Here is a 15,466-nt window from a genome sequence, read left to right as displayed (position 1 = left end):
AGCCGGGGGCGTCGTCGTGTCCGGAGGGTCCACACCACCTGAGCGGGTGTCGGCCGACACCTCGGTCGAGGGCGGGTCGAAGGCGGTCGCGGGGCGGCAACGGTTGCTCTCCCACGGTGGCCGACGCGGTCGACGGTCGCGGCCACGTGCTGCACGAGAAGGACACCCGCTGGTACGCACTGCGCTGGCCGCAGCGGTCGTCGCCGGTCGTGAGCTGCGTCCCCTGACCCGGGGCCACGCGTGCCGGTGCCCCGCCAGCGGGGTGCTGCCGGGGTCCGGGGCGGTCGATCTACTCGTCGGGCGGGTGGGCGGTGACGAGTCGAGTGGTGCCGTGGTCCTTGACCAGGTGGAGCCCGTGGGGTGAGCGCCAGAGGTAGGTCGCGGCGTCGGTGGTGTCGTAGGTCCAGGCGGTGTGGGTCTAGGCCCGGTGATGTCGGCGGCACAGCGGTGCGAGGTTGCAGCTGCACGTAGGTCCGCCGTCGCCGTGGGCGGCGACGTGGTCGGTGTCGCAGCGCCGGGCGGGTCGTTCGCACCACGGGAAGGCGCACACCGGTTGGGCGAGACGGGCCTGCTCGGTGAGTCGGTCGGGGACGGCGTAGGCGTCGGTGTGGTGGTGGGCGTCGAGGTCGATGACCGGCTTGATCGTCACCGCCGTGTCGGTGTTGGCGCACCACTCGCGGACCTGCTCGGTCGACAGGATGGACCGGGTCTCCTCCACGTGGGCGGTGCCGGCCTCGTCGCGGGAGATGGCGGCGTCGGAGAGGTGGACGTGGATGACCACCTGCCGCGGCTTCACCACCGACGCGGCGCCGTCGCGGGTCTCGCCCGCAGGTCGAACGCCAGTTGCCGCCGGGCGAGCTCACCGGCGGCCATGGAGCGGCGCACGTCCACCGACTCGGTGGCCCCGAGCGCTGCGAGTTCTTCGGCGCCCTGGCGGATCGCGGTGTCGAGGTCGAGGGCGTCGGCGAGGTCGAGGACCCCTTCGACGTGGACGGTGCCGTCGTGGGTGGCCTCGCGGGTGTGCACGTCGAAGCGACGCCCGTCAGCCGCGGCGAGGCGGTCCTTCTCCGCGGCCTCGGGGTCGAACATCACGCGGGCCTGGTCGACGAGCCGCTCGATCGCAGCCCAGCCGATCCTGCCGACGAAGGCGGCGAGCTGGCGGTCGACGAAGTCCGCACCGTCCAGCGGCAGGGTGGTGGTCAGCTGGGCGAGTCGGCGGGCCTTCCAGAGCGGGACCTGGCCGGCGCGGACCAGCTTCCAGGTGCGCGTGAGCCGGTGCGCGAGCTCGAGGGCGTCACCGACGAGCGCCCGGGCGGAGTCGGTGGACATGCCGAGAGCGGCGCCGAACTCGATCGGGGCGAACTCCGCCACCAGCGGCGCCCCCTCGCCAGCCAGCGGCACCGCGAGCTCGCCGAACACCAACCCGTTGGTCGAGCCGGCCCCGTCGGTTGAGCCTGTCGAGACCGACTCCTCGGGGTGCATGGACGCCCACACCAGAGCGGCCTCCAGGACGCCGATCTCCGCCCGCTGGGCGGCGGCCCGGCGGCGCTGTGCGAACGCCAGCACGGCGGCTGGGGTGTCGCAGTCGGGGAGCTCGGAGTCGGCCATGCCTCATCCTGCTCGAACGTGCGTTCGAAACGAAGAGGGAGAACGGTTCCTCAAGGTAAAGACTTCGGGCCGCGCGCCGCCGTCGGGGTGGCAGTGTCTCGACAATCTCGACCAACGATCCGCGCGGGTAGGTCAGGTGTGGTCGCCGAGGATCTTGTCGCGCACGAGGCGGCGCATGACCTTGCCGATCTGGGAGCGGGGGAGCTCCTCGAGGACGTGCACCGAGCGCGGGAGGGCGTAGCGGGGCAGGCGCTGCTCGGCGTAGCGGCGCAGCTCCTCGATGGTGGGCGGGGTGGTGCCCGGCTCGAGCACCAGGGCGACCGCGACCTGCTCGTCGTCGCCGTCGGGCAGGCCCACGGTGGCGACGTCGACGACGCCGTTCATCCCGCGCAGGTGGTCCTCGACCTGCGAGGGGTACACCTTGAAGCCGCCGACGATGATCATCTCCTTGACCCTGTCCACCAGGGTCACCCACCCGTCGGCGTCGACGCGGACCACGTCGCCGGTGCGCAGCCAGCCGTCGTCCATCAGCTGCTCCGCGGTCTCCTCGGGGCGGTTCCAGTAGCCGTCGAAGACCTGCGGCCCGCGCACGAGCAGCTCGCCGCGGCGGCTGCCGTCCTCGGCGACCTCGGCCTCACGTAGCGGGTCGTCCTGGTCGACCACGCGCATCTCGGTGTTCGGGAACGGCACGCCCAGGGTCCCGGGCCGCCGGGCGTGCGAGACCGGGTTGCCCAGCGCGATCGGGGCGCACTCGGTCATGCCGTAGCCCTCGATCAACAGGCCGCCGGTCGCGGCCTCCCAGCGGTCCACGGTGCGCTGCGGGATCGGCATCGCACCGGCGAACCCGAGGCGGAAGGAGCGCAGCCCGTCGGCCGGCGGCTTCTTCGCGGCCTCCAGGGCGTCGACGATGCGGTCGAACATCGGCGCCACGCCGGCGATGAAGGTGCCGGGGCGCCGGCCCTGGGCGTCGATGACCGCGGCGGGGTCGAAGTTCGGGAACGCCACGAGCGTCGCGCCGAGGTGGCCGGGCAGCGTGAGGCAGAAGGTCAGGCCGAAGGCGTGGAAGAACGGCAGCACGCCGTACACCGTCTCGGTGCCCTCGCCGAAGCGGGCCCAGGCCTGCCCGTGCACGATGTTCGCGACCAGGTTGCGGTGGGTCAGGCGCGCGGCCTTGGGGGTGCCGGTGGTGCCGCCGGTGTACTGCAGCAGGGCGAGGGAGTCGCCCGCCGGCCGCTCGGTGCCGGTGTGCTCCGCGGCCCGGGCGAGCAGGGCGTGCCAGTCCTGGACCCCGGCGGGCACCGGGCCGCCGAGGGCGCGGGCCTTCGCGCGCGCGGCCGGCACCGGCAGGCGGAGCAGGAACCGGGAGAGGCCCGGCAGGTCCTTGGCCACGTCGACGCTGACCACGGTGCGCAGCGTGGTGTCGGCCCGCGCGGTCGCGACGTTGACCAGCGCGTGGCGGAAGACCAGCGCGACGCCGGCACCGCTGTCGGCGAGCAGCCCCTGCAGTTCGGCCGCGGTGTAGGTCGGGTTGAGCTCCACGACCACGGCGCCCAGGCGCAGCGTGGCGTGGAAGGCGATCACGTGGGCGGTGCAGTTGGGCAGCACCAGCGCGACCCGCTCGCCGGGGCCCACGCCGAGGTCGGCCAGCACCGTCATCGCGCGGCGGATCGCGGCGTCGAGTTCGGCGTACGTCGTCGTCGCGCCGAGGAAGTCGACCGCGACCCGGTCGGGCCAGCGCTGGGCCGCGCGCTCGAGCGCCGCGGTCACGGGGTCGTCGGGGATGTCCAGCACTGCCGGTACCCCTGCGGGGTAGTGGGTCAACCAGGGGCGCTCGTCATGGATGTCCATCAAGGACAAGTGTGCCTCTCCCCACGGCCCGGGTGCAGCACCAGTCGATCGGGTAATGCCCGATCATGACGCGTATCACGGACCGGGCCGAGCAGATCGGCGAACGGGCACACGGCAGCGACTGGCTCGACCACGCGGTGCGGGCGGGGCTGGTGGCCTACGGCCTGGTGCACCTGATGATCGGCTGGCTGGCCCTCCAGCTGGCCTTCGGCGACCGGGAGGGGGAGACCTCCACCACCGGCGCCCTGCAGGAGCTCGCCCAGCAGCCCTTCGGCAGCGTGCTGGTCTGGCTGGTGGCGCTCGGCCTTGCCCTGCTCGTCGTGTGGCGCCTGCTCGAGGCCTTCGCTGGCCACCAGGACGAGGACGACGACGACCGCTGGAAGAAGCAGGCCTCCTCGGTCCTCAAGGCGGTCGTGTACGCCGCGCTGTCGATCAGCGCCATCCGCGTCGCGACCAGCTCGGGCGACTCCGGCGGCGGCAAGGGCGGCGGCAAGGGGTCCGGCGGCTCCGGCGGGGAGACCACGACGCTCACCGCCGAGGTGATGTCGTGGCCCGGCGGCCAGCTGCTCATCGGCGCGGTCGGCCTCGCGATCATCGGCTACGGCCTGCACCACCTGTGGCGCGCCTGGACCGACGACTACCGCGAGGAGCTCGACGCCGAGGGCCGCAGCGGCGACACCGGCACGGCGTACCTCTGGTTCGGCAAGATCGGGTACGCCGCCAAGGGCCTCGCGGTCGGGCTGGTCGGCGCGCTCTTCGTGTACGCCGCCGCGACCCACGACGCCGGCCGCACCGGCGGCCTCGACGAGGCGCTGCGCGAGGTGCTGGACCAGCCGTTCGGCCAGTTCCTGCTGGGCGTGATCGGCGTCGGGATCGGCTGCTACGGGCTGTTCGCCTTCGCCCGGGCCCGCCACCTGTCCCGGTGACGTCCCGGCTCTCCTCTGGCACGCTGGGCCGATGAGCGAGCAGCAGGCCGGGTCCGGCAAGTCCGAGCAGGTCGACGTCGTCGTCATCGGGCTGGGCCCCGGCGGCGAGTACACCGCGCAGAAGCTGGCCGAGGCGGGCCTCTCCGTCGTGGGCGTCGAGCGCGACCTCGTGGGCGGGGAGTGCCCGTTCCACGGGTGCATCCCCTCGAAGATGATGATCCGCGCCGCCGACGCGCTCGCCGAGGCCCGACGCGCCACCACGCTCGCGGGCGCCGTCGAGGTGACCCCCGACTGGAGCCTGGTGGCCGAGCGGGTGGATCGGCAGGCCACCAGCCACTGGGACGACTCCTCCCACGTCACCCGCCTCGAGGACGCCGGGGTGCGGGTCGTGCGCGGCCAGGGCCGCCTCGACGGTCCCGGCCGGGTCGTGGTCGAGGAGCGCGACGGCCACACCCGCACCTTCGTCGCCTCGCGCGGCGTCGTGCTCAACACCGGCACCGCCCCGGCCGTGCCCCCGGTCGAGGGGCTGGCGGACACGCCGTACTGGACCAACCGCGAGGTCATGCACCTCACCGAGCTGCCGCGCAGCCTCGCCGTGCTCGGCGGCGGGCCGATCGGGGCGGAGCTCGCGCAGGCGCTGGCGCGCTTCGGGGTCGAGGTCACGGTCCTCGAGATGGCGCCGCGGATCCTCGGGCCGGTCGAGCCCGAGGCGAGCGCCGTGATCACCGACGTCTTCGAGCGCGAGGGCATCACCGTGCTGACCGGGGTGGAGGTCCGCCGGGTGAGCCACGACCACGACACCTTCCGCATCGAGACCGACGGCCCCGTCGTCGAGGCCGACCGGCTGCTGGTGGCCGCGGGACGGCGCCTGCACCTGCACGGGCTCGGACTGGAGACCGTGGGCCTGGACCCCGACGTCCGCGCGCTCGCCACCGACGACCGGCAGCGGGCCGGGGAGCGGCTGTGGGCGGTCGGCGACATCACCGGCAAGGGCCAGTTCACCCACGTCTCGATGTACCAGGGCGAGATCGTGGTCGACGACGTCCTCGGCCGCGACGGGCGCCGCGCGGACTACCGGGCACTGTCGTGGGTGACCTTCACCGACCCCGAGGTCGCCGCGGTCGGCATGAGCGAGCGACAGGCCCGCGAGGCCGGGCTGACGGTGCGCGTGGGCCACGCGGACATCCCCGAGTCCAGCCGCGGCTGGATCCACCAGGCCGGCAACGAGGGCATCGTCAAGGTCGTCGCCGACGCCGACCGCGGGATCCTGGTCGGCGCCACCGTCGTCTCGCCGGCAGGCGGTGAGGTGATCGGGCTGCTCGCCACCGCGATCCACGCCGAGGTGCCGGTCTCCACCCTGCGCGGCATGCACTTCGCCTACCCGACCTTCCACCGCACGATCGAGTCGGCGCTGGACGACCTGGGCGACCTCGGGAGCGAGTGACCCGGCCCCGGCTGGCACCGCTCGGTAGCGTCATGCACATGCGCGCTGTGGTCTACCGGGAAACCGGCCCCTCCTCCGTCCTCTCCGTCGTCGAGCGCGAGCTCCCCGAGCCCGGCCCGGGGGAGGTCCGGATCCGCCTGGTGCGCTCCGGGGTGAACCCCACCGACTGGAAGTTCCGCACCACCACGATGAACGGCCAGGACGAGGTGACGCCGGGCCAGGACGGCGCCGGTGTGGTCGACGCGGTCGGCCCCGGCGTGGAGGGCTTCGGCATCGGCGACCGGGTCTGGACGATGCTCGCCCAGCACGGGCGCGCGTACGGAACTGCGGCGGAGCAGACCGTCCAACCGGTCGACAACGTCGTGCACCTGCCCTCCGGCGCCTCCTACGACCTCGGGGCCAGCCTCGGGGTGCCGGCGGTGACCGCCCACCGGGCGCTGACCTGCGCGTGGGGCGGTCCGCGCCGGCTCGGCCCGGGCGCGCTCGCGGGGCGCACGGTGCTCGTCGCCGGGGGAGCGGGGGCGGTCGGCAACGCCGCGATCCAGCTCGCCCGCTGGTCCGACGCCACCGTGATCGCCACCGTCAGCAGCCCCGAGAAGGCCGCGCTGGCGATGGCGGCCGGCGCCGACCACACCGTCGACTACACCGAGGGCGACACCGCCCGCCGGGTGCTCGCCCTCGCCCCCGACGGCGTCGACCAGGTCGTGGAGGTGGCCCCGGCGGTCAACATCGACCTCGACCTCGAGGTCCTCAAGGTGCACGGCACGCTGGCGATCTACGCCAACAACGGCGGCGAGGACATGACCGTCCCGCTGCGCTCGGCGTTCTCGAAGAACCTGCGCTTCCAGTTCCTCATCCTCTACACCCTCGACCGCGGGCTGCTGGCCGCCGCCGCGGAGGACGTGTACGCCGCCGCGGAGGTGGGCGCCCTGCGGGTCGGGGAGGACGCCGGCCTCGCGGTCCACCACTTCGCCCTCGAGGACGCTGCCGCCGCGCACGACGCGGTGGAGGGCGGGCTGGTCGGCAAGGCGCTGCTCGACATCGCCGCCGACTGAGCCACGCCTGCCCGCCCGCCCGACCACGGACCGACCCGTGCGTCGGGCGAGCGCGCCGACGTGACGAGCGCGACGTCCGACACTCGGGACCGGAGGGGTCCGCGGTCGGCGGGCGGGTCCGGCGACCGCTAGGGTGAGAGCCGTTCGACATCCTTTAACGAGCCGTCCCGTGAGGCGGAGAAGGAGGTCAGCGCACTCATGTGTGCTCAGCCTGCGCCTGTCCCCGAACCATCCAGCGGATCCGCCGGCCGCGTGGTCCTCGACGCCCGTGACATCTCCCGGGCGCTGACCCGCATCAGCCACGAGATCCTCGAACGCAACAAGGGCGCCGACGGCCTCGTGCTGCTCGGCATCCCGACCCGCGGCGTGGGCCTCGCCCGCCGGATCGCGGAGCGGATCGCGGAGACCGAGGGCGTCGAGGTGCCGGTCGGCAGCCTCGACATCACCCTCTACCGCGACGACCTGCGCCGCCACCCGGCCCGCGGTCCGCAGCACACGGAGGTGCCGTCCGGCGGCATCGACGGCTGCACCGTGGTGCTGGTCGACGACGTGCTCTACTCCGGTCGCACCGTCCGCGCGGCGCTCGACGCGCTCGCCGACCTCGGCCGCCCGGACGCCGTCCGGCTCGCCGTGCTGGTCGACCGCGGCCACCGCGAGCTGCCGGTCCGTGCCGACCACGTCGGCAAGAACCTCCCCAGCGCCCGCAGCGAGCGGGTGATGGTGCGCCTGAGCGAGACCGACGGTCTCGACGAGGTGCGCATCGCCGGTCGCCCCGGCGAGGGCTCCGAGCAGGACGGGGAGCGCGCGTGAGGAAGCACCTGCTGAGCGTCGACGACCTGAGCCTCGACGACGTCAACACCCTGTTCACGACCGCCGCGGAGATGCACGACGTGCAGCGCCGCGAGGTCAAGAAGCTCCCCGCGCTGCGCGGCCGCACGGTGATCAACCTCTTCTTCGAGGACTCCACCCGCACCCGCTCCAGCTTCGAGCTCGCCGGCAAGTGGCTCTCCGCCGACACCATCAACCTCACCGGCAAGGGCTCCTCGGCGTCCAAGGGCGAGAGCCTGCGCGACACCGTCCTGACGGTGGCCTCGATGGGCGTCGACGCCCTGGTCATCCGCCACTCCGCCTCCGGTGCCTGCCACCAGGTGGCCGAGTGGGTCGACTGCGCGGTGGTCAACGCCGGCGACGGCACCCACGAGCACCCCACCCAGGCGCTGCTCGACGCCTACACGCTCGTACGCCGCCTCGGCACCCTCGAGGGCAAGCACGTCGTGCTGGTCGGCGACCTCACCCACAGCCGGGTGTTCCGCAGCAACGTCGGGCTGCTCGGGCGCCTCGGCGCCCGGGTCACCGTCGTGGCCCCGCCGACCCTGATGCCCAGCGGCGCCGAGGCGTGGGCGGCGGCGAGCGGCTTCGCGCTCTCCTACGACCTCGACGAGGTCCTGCCCAAGGCCGACGCGGTGATGATGCTGCGCGTCCAGCGCGAGCGGATGAGCGGCGGGTTCTTCCCCACCGCCCGCGAGTACACCGTCGGCTACGGCCTGACCCGCGACCGGCTCGCCACCCTCGGCGAGGAGGTCCCGATCTGCCACCCCGGGCCGATGAACCGTGGCCTCGAGATCGCCGCCGACGCGGCCGACGCGGCCCAGTCGCTGATCCTGGAGCAGGTCTCCTCCGGCGTCGCGGTCCGCATGTCCGTCCTCTACCACCTGCTCGCCGGCGAAGGAGCCTCCGCATGACCGACCCGATCCTGATCCAGGGCGGATCGCTGCTCGGTGGCGCCGCAGCCGACGTGCTCGTCGCCGACGGCGTCGTCGCCGCTGTGTCCACCACCCCCGGTGAGCTGTCCGCCGACGGCGTCCGCGTGATCGACGCCGACGGCCTCGTCGTGCTGCCCGGCCTCGTGGACCTGCACACCCACCTGCGCGAGCCCGGCCGCGAGGACGCCGAGACGGTCCGCACCGGCTCGCACGCGGCTGCCCTCGGCGGCTACACCGCGGTGCTCGCGATGGCGAACACCAACCCGGTCACCGACACCGCCGAGGCCGCCGAGCGCGTCCACGAGCTCGGCCGCCAGGTCGGCGTCGTCGACGTGCAGCCGGTCGGCGCCGTCACCAAGGGCCTCGCGGGCGAGGAGCTCGCCGAGCTCGGCCTGATGGCCCGCTCCCGCGCCGGCGTCCGGGTCTTCTCCGACGACGGCCGCTGCGTCCAGGACGCCCGGGTGATGCGCCGCGCGCTGGAGTACGTCAAGGCCTTCGGCGGCGTGATCAGCCAGCACTCCCAGGACTCCTCGCTGGCCGGCGCCGGCGCCTGCTGCCACGAGGGCGAGATCTCCGGCCGCCTCGGGCTGCCGGGGTGGCCCGGCGTCGCCGAGGAGGTCATCGTCGCGCGCGACGTGATGCTCGCGCGGCACACCGGCAGCCGGGTGCACGTCGCCCACGCCTCCACCGCCGGCACCGTCGAGGTGCTGCGCTGGGCGCGCAGCAAGGGGATCGCGGTGACCGCCGAGGTCACCCCGCACCACCTGCTGCTCACCACCGAGGAGCTGCTCGGCTACGACCCGACGTACAAGGTCAACCCGCCGCTGCGCCCCGCCGAGGACGTCGAGGCGCTGCGCGACGCGCTCGCCGACGGCACCATCGACGCCGTCGCGACCGACCACGCGCCGCACGCGCGCCACGACAAGCAGCACGCCTTCGGCGACGCCGCGTTCGGCATGCTCGGCCTGGAGACCGCGCTCGGCGTGGTCGCGACCGTGATGGTCGAGTCCGGCCGGCTGGACTGGGCCGGCGTGGCCCGGGTCATGTCGCACAACCCCGCCCGGATCGCCGGGCTCGGCGGCCACGGCCGACCCATCGAGGTCGGCGAGCCCGCCAACCTGACGCTGATCGACCCGGCCGCCTCGGTGGTCGTGGACCGCGACGCGTCGGCCTCCCTGTCCCGTAACAACCCCTGGCACGGCCGCACCCTCTCCGCGGCCGTGCACACCACTGTGCTGCGCGGTGTCCCCACCGTGCTGGAAGGAAAGCTGGCATGACCGAGGCCCTGCTCGTCCTGGAGGACGGGCGCACCTTCCGCGGCGAGGCGTTCGGCGCCGACGGCGAGACCTTCGGCGAGGCGGTCTTCAACACCGGCATGACCGGCTACCAGGAGACCCTCACCGACCCCTCCTACCACCGCCAGGTCGTCGTGATGACCGCCCCGCACGTCGGCAACACCGGCGTGAACGACGAGGACCCCGAGAGCAAGCGGATCTGGGTCGCCGGCTACGTCGTGCGCGACCCCGCCCGGGTCTCCTCCAACTGGCGCGCCCAGCGGACCCTCGACGAGGAGCTGCGCGAGCAGGGCGTCGTCGGGATCTCCGGCGTCGACACCCGCGCCCTGACCCGCCACCTGCGCGAGCGCGGCGCGATGCGCGTCGGCATCTCCACCACCGAGACCGACCCCGAGGCGCTGCTGTCTCGGGTGCGCGGCTCCGCCGAGATGGCCGGCCTCGAGCTCGCCGACGAGGTCACCACCCCCGAGGCGTACGTCGTCCCGGCCCAGGGCGAGAAGCGGTTCACGGTCGTCGCCCTCGACCTCGGCATCAAGACCATGACGCCGACCCGGATGGCCGAGCGCGGCATCGAGGTGCACGTGCTGCCCGCGACCGCCTCGCTCGAGGACGTCCTCGCGGTCTCCCCGGACGGGCTCTTCTACTCCAACGGACCCGGCGACCCGGCGGCCACCACCCAGCAGGTCGAGGTGCTCCAGGGCGCGCTCGAGCGCGGGCTGCCCTACTTCGGCATCTGCTTCGGCAACCAGCTCTTCGGTCGCGCGCTCGGTTTCGGCACCTACAAGCTGAAGTACGGCCACCGCGGCATCAACCAGCCGGTCATGGACCGCACCACCGGCAAGGTCGAGGTCACCGCGCACAACCACGGCTTCGCCGTGGACGCACCGCTGGACCGCGCCACCGAGACGCCGTACGGCACCGCCAGCGTCAGCCACGTGTGCCTCAACGACGACGTCGTCGAGGGCCTCGAGCTGCGCTCGCCGGAGGGCGACCTCCGCGGCTTCTCGGTGCAGTACCACCCCGAGGCCGCGGCCGGCCCCCACGACGCCGCGTACCTCTTCGACCGTTTCGTCCAGCTCCTGACCGACCGGAAGGCCTGACCCCGTGCCGAAGCGCGAAGACATCAAGTCGATCATGGTGATCGGCTCCGGGCCGATCATCATCGGCCAGGCCGCCGAGTTCGACTACTCCGGCACCCAGGCGTGCCGGGTGCTGAAGGAGGAGGGCCTGCGGGTCATCCTCGTGAACTCCAACCCGGCCACGATCATGACCGACCCGGAGTTCGCGGACGCGACCTACGTCGAGCCGATCACCCCCGAGTTCGTCGAGAAGGTCATCGCCAAGGAGCGCCCCGACGCGCTGCTGGCGACCCTCGGCGGCCAGACCGCCCTCAATGCCGCGATGTCGCTTGCTGAGAACGGCGTGCTGGAGAAGTACGGCGTGGAGCTCATCGGCGCCAGCATCGAGGCGATCGACCGTGGCGAGAACCGCCAGGTGTTCAAGAAGATCGTCGAGGAGCTGGGCGGCGAGTCCGCCAAGTCGGTCATCTGCCACACCATGGAGGACTGCCTCGCGGCCGCCGGCGAGCTCGGATACCCGATGGTGGTGCGCCCCTCGTTCACGATGGGCGGCACCGGCTCGGGCATGGCCTACGACGAGACCGACCTGCGTCGCATCGCCGGCGCCGGCCTGGCCGCCAGCCCGACCACCGAGGTGCTCCTGGAGGAGTCCATCCTCGGCTGGAAGGAGTACGAGCTGGAGGTGATGCGCGACAAGGCCGACAACGTCGTGATCATCTGCTCGATCGAGAACCTCGACCCGATGGGCACCCACACCGGCGACTCGATCACCGTCGCGCCGGCGATGACGCTCACCGACCGCGAGTACCAGAAGATGCGCGACCTCGCGATCGGCATCATCCGCGCCGTCGGCGTGGACACAGGCGGCTGCAACATCCAGTACGCCGTGAACCCGGTCGACGGGCGCCTGATCGTCATCGAGATGAACCCGCGCGTGTCCCGCTCCAGCGCGCTGGCCTCGAAGGCGACCGGCTTCCCGATCGCCAAGATCGCGGCGAAGGTGGCCATCGGCTACACCCTCGACGAGATCCCCAACGACATCACCACCCGCCCCGGCGGCCAGAGCACGCCGGCCAGCTTCGAGCCGACGCTGGACTACGTCGTGGTCAAGGTCCCGCGCTTCGCCTTCGAGAAGTTCCCCGGTGCCGACCGCACGCTGACCACGCACATGAAGTCGGTCGGCGAGGCGATGGCGATCGGGCGCAACTTCACCGAGGCGCTGCAGAAGGCGCTGCGCTCCCTGGAGAGCAAGGACGCCGTCTTCGACTGGCGCAAGGAGTACGTCGACCTGGACAAGGCCGCGCTGCTCGAGGAGATCAAGACCCCCACCGACGGCCGGCTCAAGCGGGTGATGGACGCGCTGCGCGCCGGCGCGACGGCGGAGGAGATCTTCGAGGCCACCGCGATCGACCCGTGGTTCGTCGACCAGCTCGTGCTGATCAACGAGATCGCGGTCGAGGTCACCGAGGCCCCCGAGCTCACCCCCGCGGTGCTGCGCAAGGCCAAGCGGCACGGCTTCTCCGACGAGCAGATCGGCCGGATCCGCGGCATGTCCGCCGACGTGGTGCGCGGCGTGCGCCACGCGCTGGGCATCCGCCCGGTCTACAAGACCGTCGACACCTGCGCGGCGGAGTTCGCCGCCCAGACGCCGTACCACTACTCCTCCTACGACGAGGAGACCGAGGTCGCGCCCCGCGAGCGCCCCGCGGTGATCATCCTGGGCTCCGGCCCGAACCGCATCGGTCAGGGCATCGAGTTCGACTACTCCTGCGTCCACGCCTCCCTGGCGCTCGCCGAGGCCGGCTACGAGACGGTGATGGTCAACTGCAACCCCGAGACGGTCTCCACCGACTACGACACCTCCGACCGGCTCTACTTCGAGCCGCTCACCCTCGAGGACGTCCTGGAGATCGTGCACGCCGAGCAGCAGGCCGGCCCGGTCGCCGGTGTCCTGGTGCAGCTGGGCGGCCAGACCCCGCTCGGCCTCGCCGCCGGGCTCAAGGCCAACGACGTGCCGATCGTGGGCACCTCGCCCGAGGCGATCCACCTCGCCGAGGACCGCGGCTCCTTCGGCCGGGTGCTGGCCCAGGCCGGGCTGACCGCGCCGAAGCACGGCACAGCCACCTCGTTCCCCGAGGCCCAGCAGATCGCCGCCGAGATCGGCTACCCGGTGCTCGTGCGCCCGTCGTACGTCCTGGGCGGTCGCGGCATGGAGATCGTGTACGGCGAGGACGCGCTGCGCACCTACCTGGACAAGTACGTCGCGGCCGGGCTGATCTCCGCCGAGGCGCCGGTCCTGGTCGACCGGTTCCTCGACGACGCGGTCGAGATCGACGTGGACGCGCTCTTCGACGGCGAGGAGCTCTTCCTCGGCGGCGTGATGGAGCACATCGAGGAGGCCGGCATCCACTCCGGCGACTCCTCGTGCGCGCTGCCGCCGATCACCCTGGGCGCCCGCGAGATCGCCGACATCCGCCGGGCCACCGAGGGAATCGCCCGCGGGGTCGGGGTGCGCGGCCTGATCAACATCCAGTTCGCGCTCAGCGCCGACATCCTCTACGTCCTCGAGGCCAACCCGCGCGCCAGCCGCACGGTGCCGTTCGTCTCCAAGGCGACCGCCACCCCGCTGGCCAAGGCCGCGGCCCGGGTGATGCTCGGCGAGTCGATCGCCGACCTGCGCGCCGCGGGCGTGCTGCCCGCGACCGGCGACGGCGGCGACCTGCCCGCCGACCAGCCGATCGCGGTCAAGGAGGCGGTGATGCCCTTCAACCGGTTCAAGACCCCCGACGGGCAGAACGTCGACACGGTCCTGGGTCCGGAGATGAAGTCGACCGGCGAGGTGATGGGCTTCGACGCCGACTTCGGCACCGCGTTCGCCAAGAGCCAGGCGGCGGCGTACGGCCCGCTGCCCACCGGCGGCAAGGTCTTCGTCTCGATGGCCAACCGCGACAAGCGGCACATGATCTTCCCGATCAAGGTGCTCGCCGACCTCGGCTTCGAGATCCTCGCGACCCAGGGCACCGCGGAGGTGCTGCGCCGCAACGGCGTCACCGCCCAGATCGTGCGCAAGCACTTCGAGGGCGAGGGCGAGCACGGCGAGCCCACCTCGGTGCAGCTCATCGACAGCGGCGAGGTGCGGCTCATCGTCAACACCCCCGACGGCTCCGACGGCACGGGCCACGCCCGCTACGACGGCTACGAGATCCGCACCGCCGCGGTGCGCGCCAACGTCCCGTGCATCACCACGGTGCAGGGGCTCGGCGCCGCGGTGCAGGGCATCGAGGCCTCGCGCCGCGGGGACATCGGGGTGCGCAGCCTGCAGGACTGGGCCGCGATCGTGCGTCAGGCCCGGTGAGCGCGGCGTGATCTACCGCAGCCTCTTCGACCGCGTCCTGACCCGCACCGACCCCGAGCAGGCCCACCACGTCGCGTTCCGGGCGATCCGCACGGCACGCCCGGTGCTGGCGGGGCTGGACCGGCTCGACCGGCGCACGCCGGCCGGGCCGGGCGGGCCGGTCGAGGTGATGGGGCTGCGGTTCCCGCACGTGGTCGGCCTCGCGGCGGGCTTCGACAAGAACGCCGTGGGGATCGACGCGCTCGGGGCGCTCGGCTTCGGGCACGTCGAGATCGGCACGGTCACGGGGGAGGCCCAGCCGGGCAACCCCCGGCCGCGGCTGTTCCGGCTGCCCGAGGACGGCGCGATCGTCAACCGGATGGGCTTCAACAACGACGGCGCGGAGGCGGTGGCGGTCCGCCTCGCCGAGCGCCGGCGCCGCCGGGCCCTGCGCGGCGCGGGGCCCGGCCCGGTGCTCGGCATCAACATCGGCAAGACCAAGCTGGTCCCCGAGGACGACGAGGCGGCGGTGCTCGCCGACTACCGCAAGAGCGCCGGGCTGCTCGCGGCGTACGCCGACTACCTGGTGGTCAACGTGAGCTCGCCGAACACGCCCGGCCTGCGCAACCTCCAGGCGGTCGAGCGCCTCGGGCCGCTGCTGGCCGCGGTGCGCGAGACCGCCGACGCCGTGGTCACCGCGCGCCGGGTGCCGCTGCTGGTCAAGATCGCTCCCGACCTGGCCGACGAGGACGTGCGCGAGGTGGCGGACCTGGCCCTCGCCAGCGGCCTGGACGGCATCATCGCCACCAACACGACGATCTCGCGCGAAGGGCTGCGCTCCTCGGCCGAGGACGTCGCCGCGATCGGTGCCGGCGGGCTCTCGGGGCGCCCGCTCACCGCCCGCTCGCTGGAGGTGCTGAGGCTGCTGCGCGCGCAGGTCGGCGACGGGCTCGCGCTGGTCTCGGTCGGCGGCATCACGACCGTGGCCGACGCCCGGGCGCGCCTGGAGGCGGGTGCGGACCTGCTGCAGGGCTACTCGGCCTTCGTCTACGAGGGCCCGCTGTGGCCGCGCCGGATCGTCTCGGGTCTCGCGAGCCGTCAGGCATGATGCGCA

The 15,466-nt window shown here is 73.1% G+C and carries 12 protein-coding genes; 9 read left to right on the top strand and 3 right to left on the bottom strand.

Annotation, left to right across the window (positions count from 1 at the left end; all coding sequences use genetic code 11):
• Positions 1–418: 418 nt before the first annotated feature.
• The 3 genes from HOQ23_RS00155 to HOQ23_RS00145 all read right to left on the bottom strand — a co-directional run bounded on the left by HOQ23_RS00155 (position 419) and on the right by HOQ23_RS00145 (position 3,456).
• Positions 419–781, bottom strand: coding sequence for an HNH endonuclease signature motif containing protein (locus tag HOQ23_RS00155; RefSeq protein WP_172210718.1), 363 nt, complete (start codon positions 779–781; stop codon positions 419–421).
• A gap of 11 nt (positions 782–792) precedes the next feature.
• Positions 793–1,608 carry a DUF222 domain-containing protein gene (locus HOQ23_RS00150; RefSeq protein ID WP_172210717.1) on the bottom strand — a complete coding sequence of 272 codons (816 nt, stop codon included), beginning with the start codon at positions 1,606–1,608 and terminating at the stop codon, positions 793–795.
• 132 nt (positions 1,609–1,740) lie between these two features.
• Positions 1,741–3,456 carry an AMP-binding protein gene (locus HOQ23_RS00145; protein WP_172210716.1) on the bottom strand — a complete coding sequence of 572 codons (1,716 nt, stop codon included), beginning with the start codon at positions 3,454–3,456 and terminating at the stop codon, positions 1,741–1,743.
• A gap of 65 nt (positions 3,457–3,521) precedes the next feature.
• On the opposite strand from HOQ23_RS00145, the gene HOQ23_RS00140 reads away from it, so the two are divergent.
• From HOQ23_RS00140 to HOQ23_RS00100, 9 genes are all read left to right on the top strand, one after another.
• Positions 3,522–4,382 carry a DUF1206 domain-containing protein gene (locus HOQ23_RS00140; protein WP_172210715.1) on the top strand — a complete coding sequence of 287 codons (861 nt, stop codon included), beginning with the start codon at positions 3,522–3,524 and terminating at the stop codon, positions 4,380–4,382.
• Between the two features lie 31 nt (positions 4,383–4,413).
• Positions 4,414–5,826: an NAD(P)/FAD-dependent oxidoreductase gene (locus tag HOQ23_RS00135; RefSeq protein WP_172210714.1), complete on the top strand. Its 1,413-nt coding sequence runs from the start codon at positions 4,414–4,416 to the stop codon at positions 5,824–5,826.
• A 38-nt stretch (positions 5,827–5,864) separates the two neighbouring features.
• Positions 5,865–6,881 carry an NADPH:quinone reductase gene (locus tag HOQ23_RS00130; protein WP_172210713.1) on the top strand — a complete coding sequence of 339 codons (1,017 nt, stop codon included), beginning with the start codon at positions 5,865–5,867 and terminating at the stop codon, positions 6,879–6,881.
• 198 nt (positions 6,882–7,079) lie between these two features.
• Entirely contained in the window at positions 7,080–7,691 is a 612-nt protein-coding gene (gene pyrR, locus HOQ23_RS00125) for a bifunctional pyr operon transcriptional regulator/uracil phosphoribosyltransferase PyrR (protein WP_172210711.1), read from the top strand.
• A complete protein-coding gene (locus HOQ23_RS00120; RefSeq protein ID WP_172210710.1) occupies positions 7,688–8,623 on the top strand; it encodes an aspartate carbamoyltransferase catalytic subunit in 936 nt (311 codons plus the stop codon). Before pyrR ends, HOQ23_RS00120 begins: the two co-directional genes overlap by 4 nt.
• On the top strand, positions 8,620–9,921 hold the full coding sequence (locus HOQ23_RS00115; protein WP_172210709.1) for a dihydroorotase: 1,302 nt from the start codon (positions 8,620–8,622) through the stop codon (positions 9,919–9,921). Before HOQ23_RS00120 ends, HOQ23_RS00115 begins: the two co-directional genes overlap by 4 nt.
• Entirely contained in the window at positions 9,918–11,039 is a 1,122-nt protein-coding gene (carA, locus tag HOQ23_RS00110) for a glutamine-hydrolyzing carbamoyl-phosphate synthase small subunit (protein WP_172210708.1), read from the top strand. Before HOQ23_RS00115 ends, carA begins: the two co-directional genes overlap by 4 nt.
• A 4-nt stretch (positions 11,040–11,043) precedes the next feature.
• Entirely contained in the window at positions 11,044–14,373 is a 3,330-nt protein-coding gene (gene carB, locus HOQ23_RS00105) for a carbamoyl-phosphate synthase large subunit (RefSeq protein WP_172210707.1), read from the top strand.
• 7 nt (positions 14,374–14,380) lie between these two features.
• Entirely contained in the window at positions 14,381–15,460 is a 1,080-nt protein-coding gene (locus HOQ23_RS00100) for a quinone-dependent dihydroorotate dehydrogenase (RefSeq protein ID WP_367650307.1), read from the top strand.
• Positions 15,461–15,466: the final 6 nt, after the last annotated feature.

It is taken from the genome of Nocardioides sp. zg-DK7169 (assembly GCF_013155365.1).
Taxonomy (GTDB): Bacteria; Actinomycetota; Actinomycetes; order Propionibacteriales; family Nocardioidaceae; genus Nocardioides.
The sequence above is the reverse complement of the archived record's forward strand: the minus strand, read 5'-3'. Positions and strand labels throughout refer to the sequence as shown.

Bases quoted from the DNA above. Each gene is read 5' to 3' on its own strand.
- HOQ23_RS00150 (WP_172210717.1), bottom strand. From the start codon at position 1,608: ATGGCCGACTCCGAGCTCCCCGACTGCGACACCCCAGCCGCCGTGCTG.
- HOQ23_RS00145 (WP_172210716.1), bottom strand. From the start codon at position 3,456: ATGGACATCCATGACGAGCGCCCCTGGTTGACCCACTACCCCGCAGGG.
- HOQ23_RS00140 (WP_172210715.1), top strand. From the start codon at position 3,522: ATGACGCGTATCACGGACCGGGCCGAGCAGATCGGCGAACGGGCACAC.
- HOQ23_RS00135 (WP_172210714.1), top strand. From the start codon at position 4,414: ATGAGCGAGCAGCAGGCCGGGTCCGGCAAGTCCGAGCAGGTCGACGTC.
- HOQ23_RS00130 (WP_172210713.1), top strand. From the start codon at position 5,865: ATGCGCGCTGTGGTCTACCGGGAAACCGGCCCCTCCTCCGTCCTCTCC.
- pyrR (WP_172210711.1), top strand. From the start codon at position 7,080: ATGTGTGCTCAGCCTGCGCCTGTCCCCGAACCATCCAGCGGATCCGCC.
- HOQ23_RS00115 (WP_172210709.1), top strand. From the start codon at position 8,620: ATGACCGACCCGATCCTGATCCAGGGCGGATCGCTGCTCGGTGGCGCC.
- carA (WP_172210708.1), top strand. From the start codon at position 9,918: ATGACCGAGGCCCTGCTCGTCCTGGAGGACGGGCGCACCTTCCGCGGC.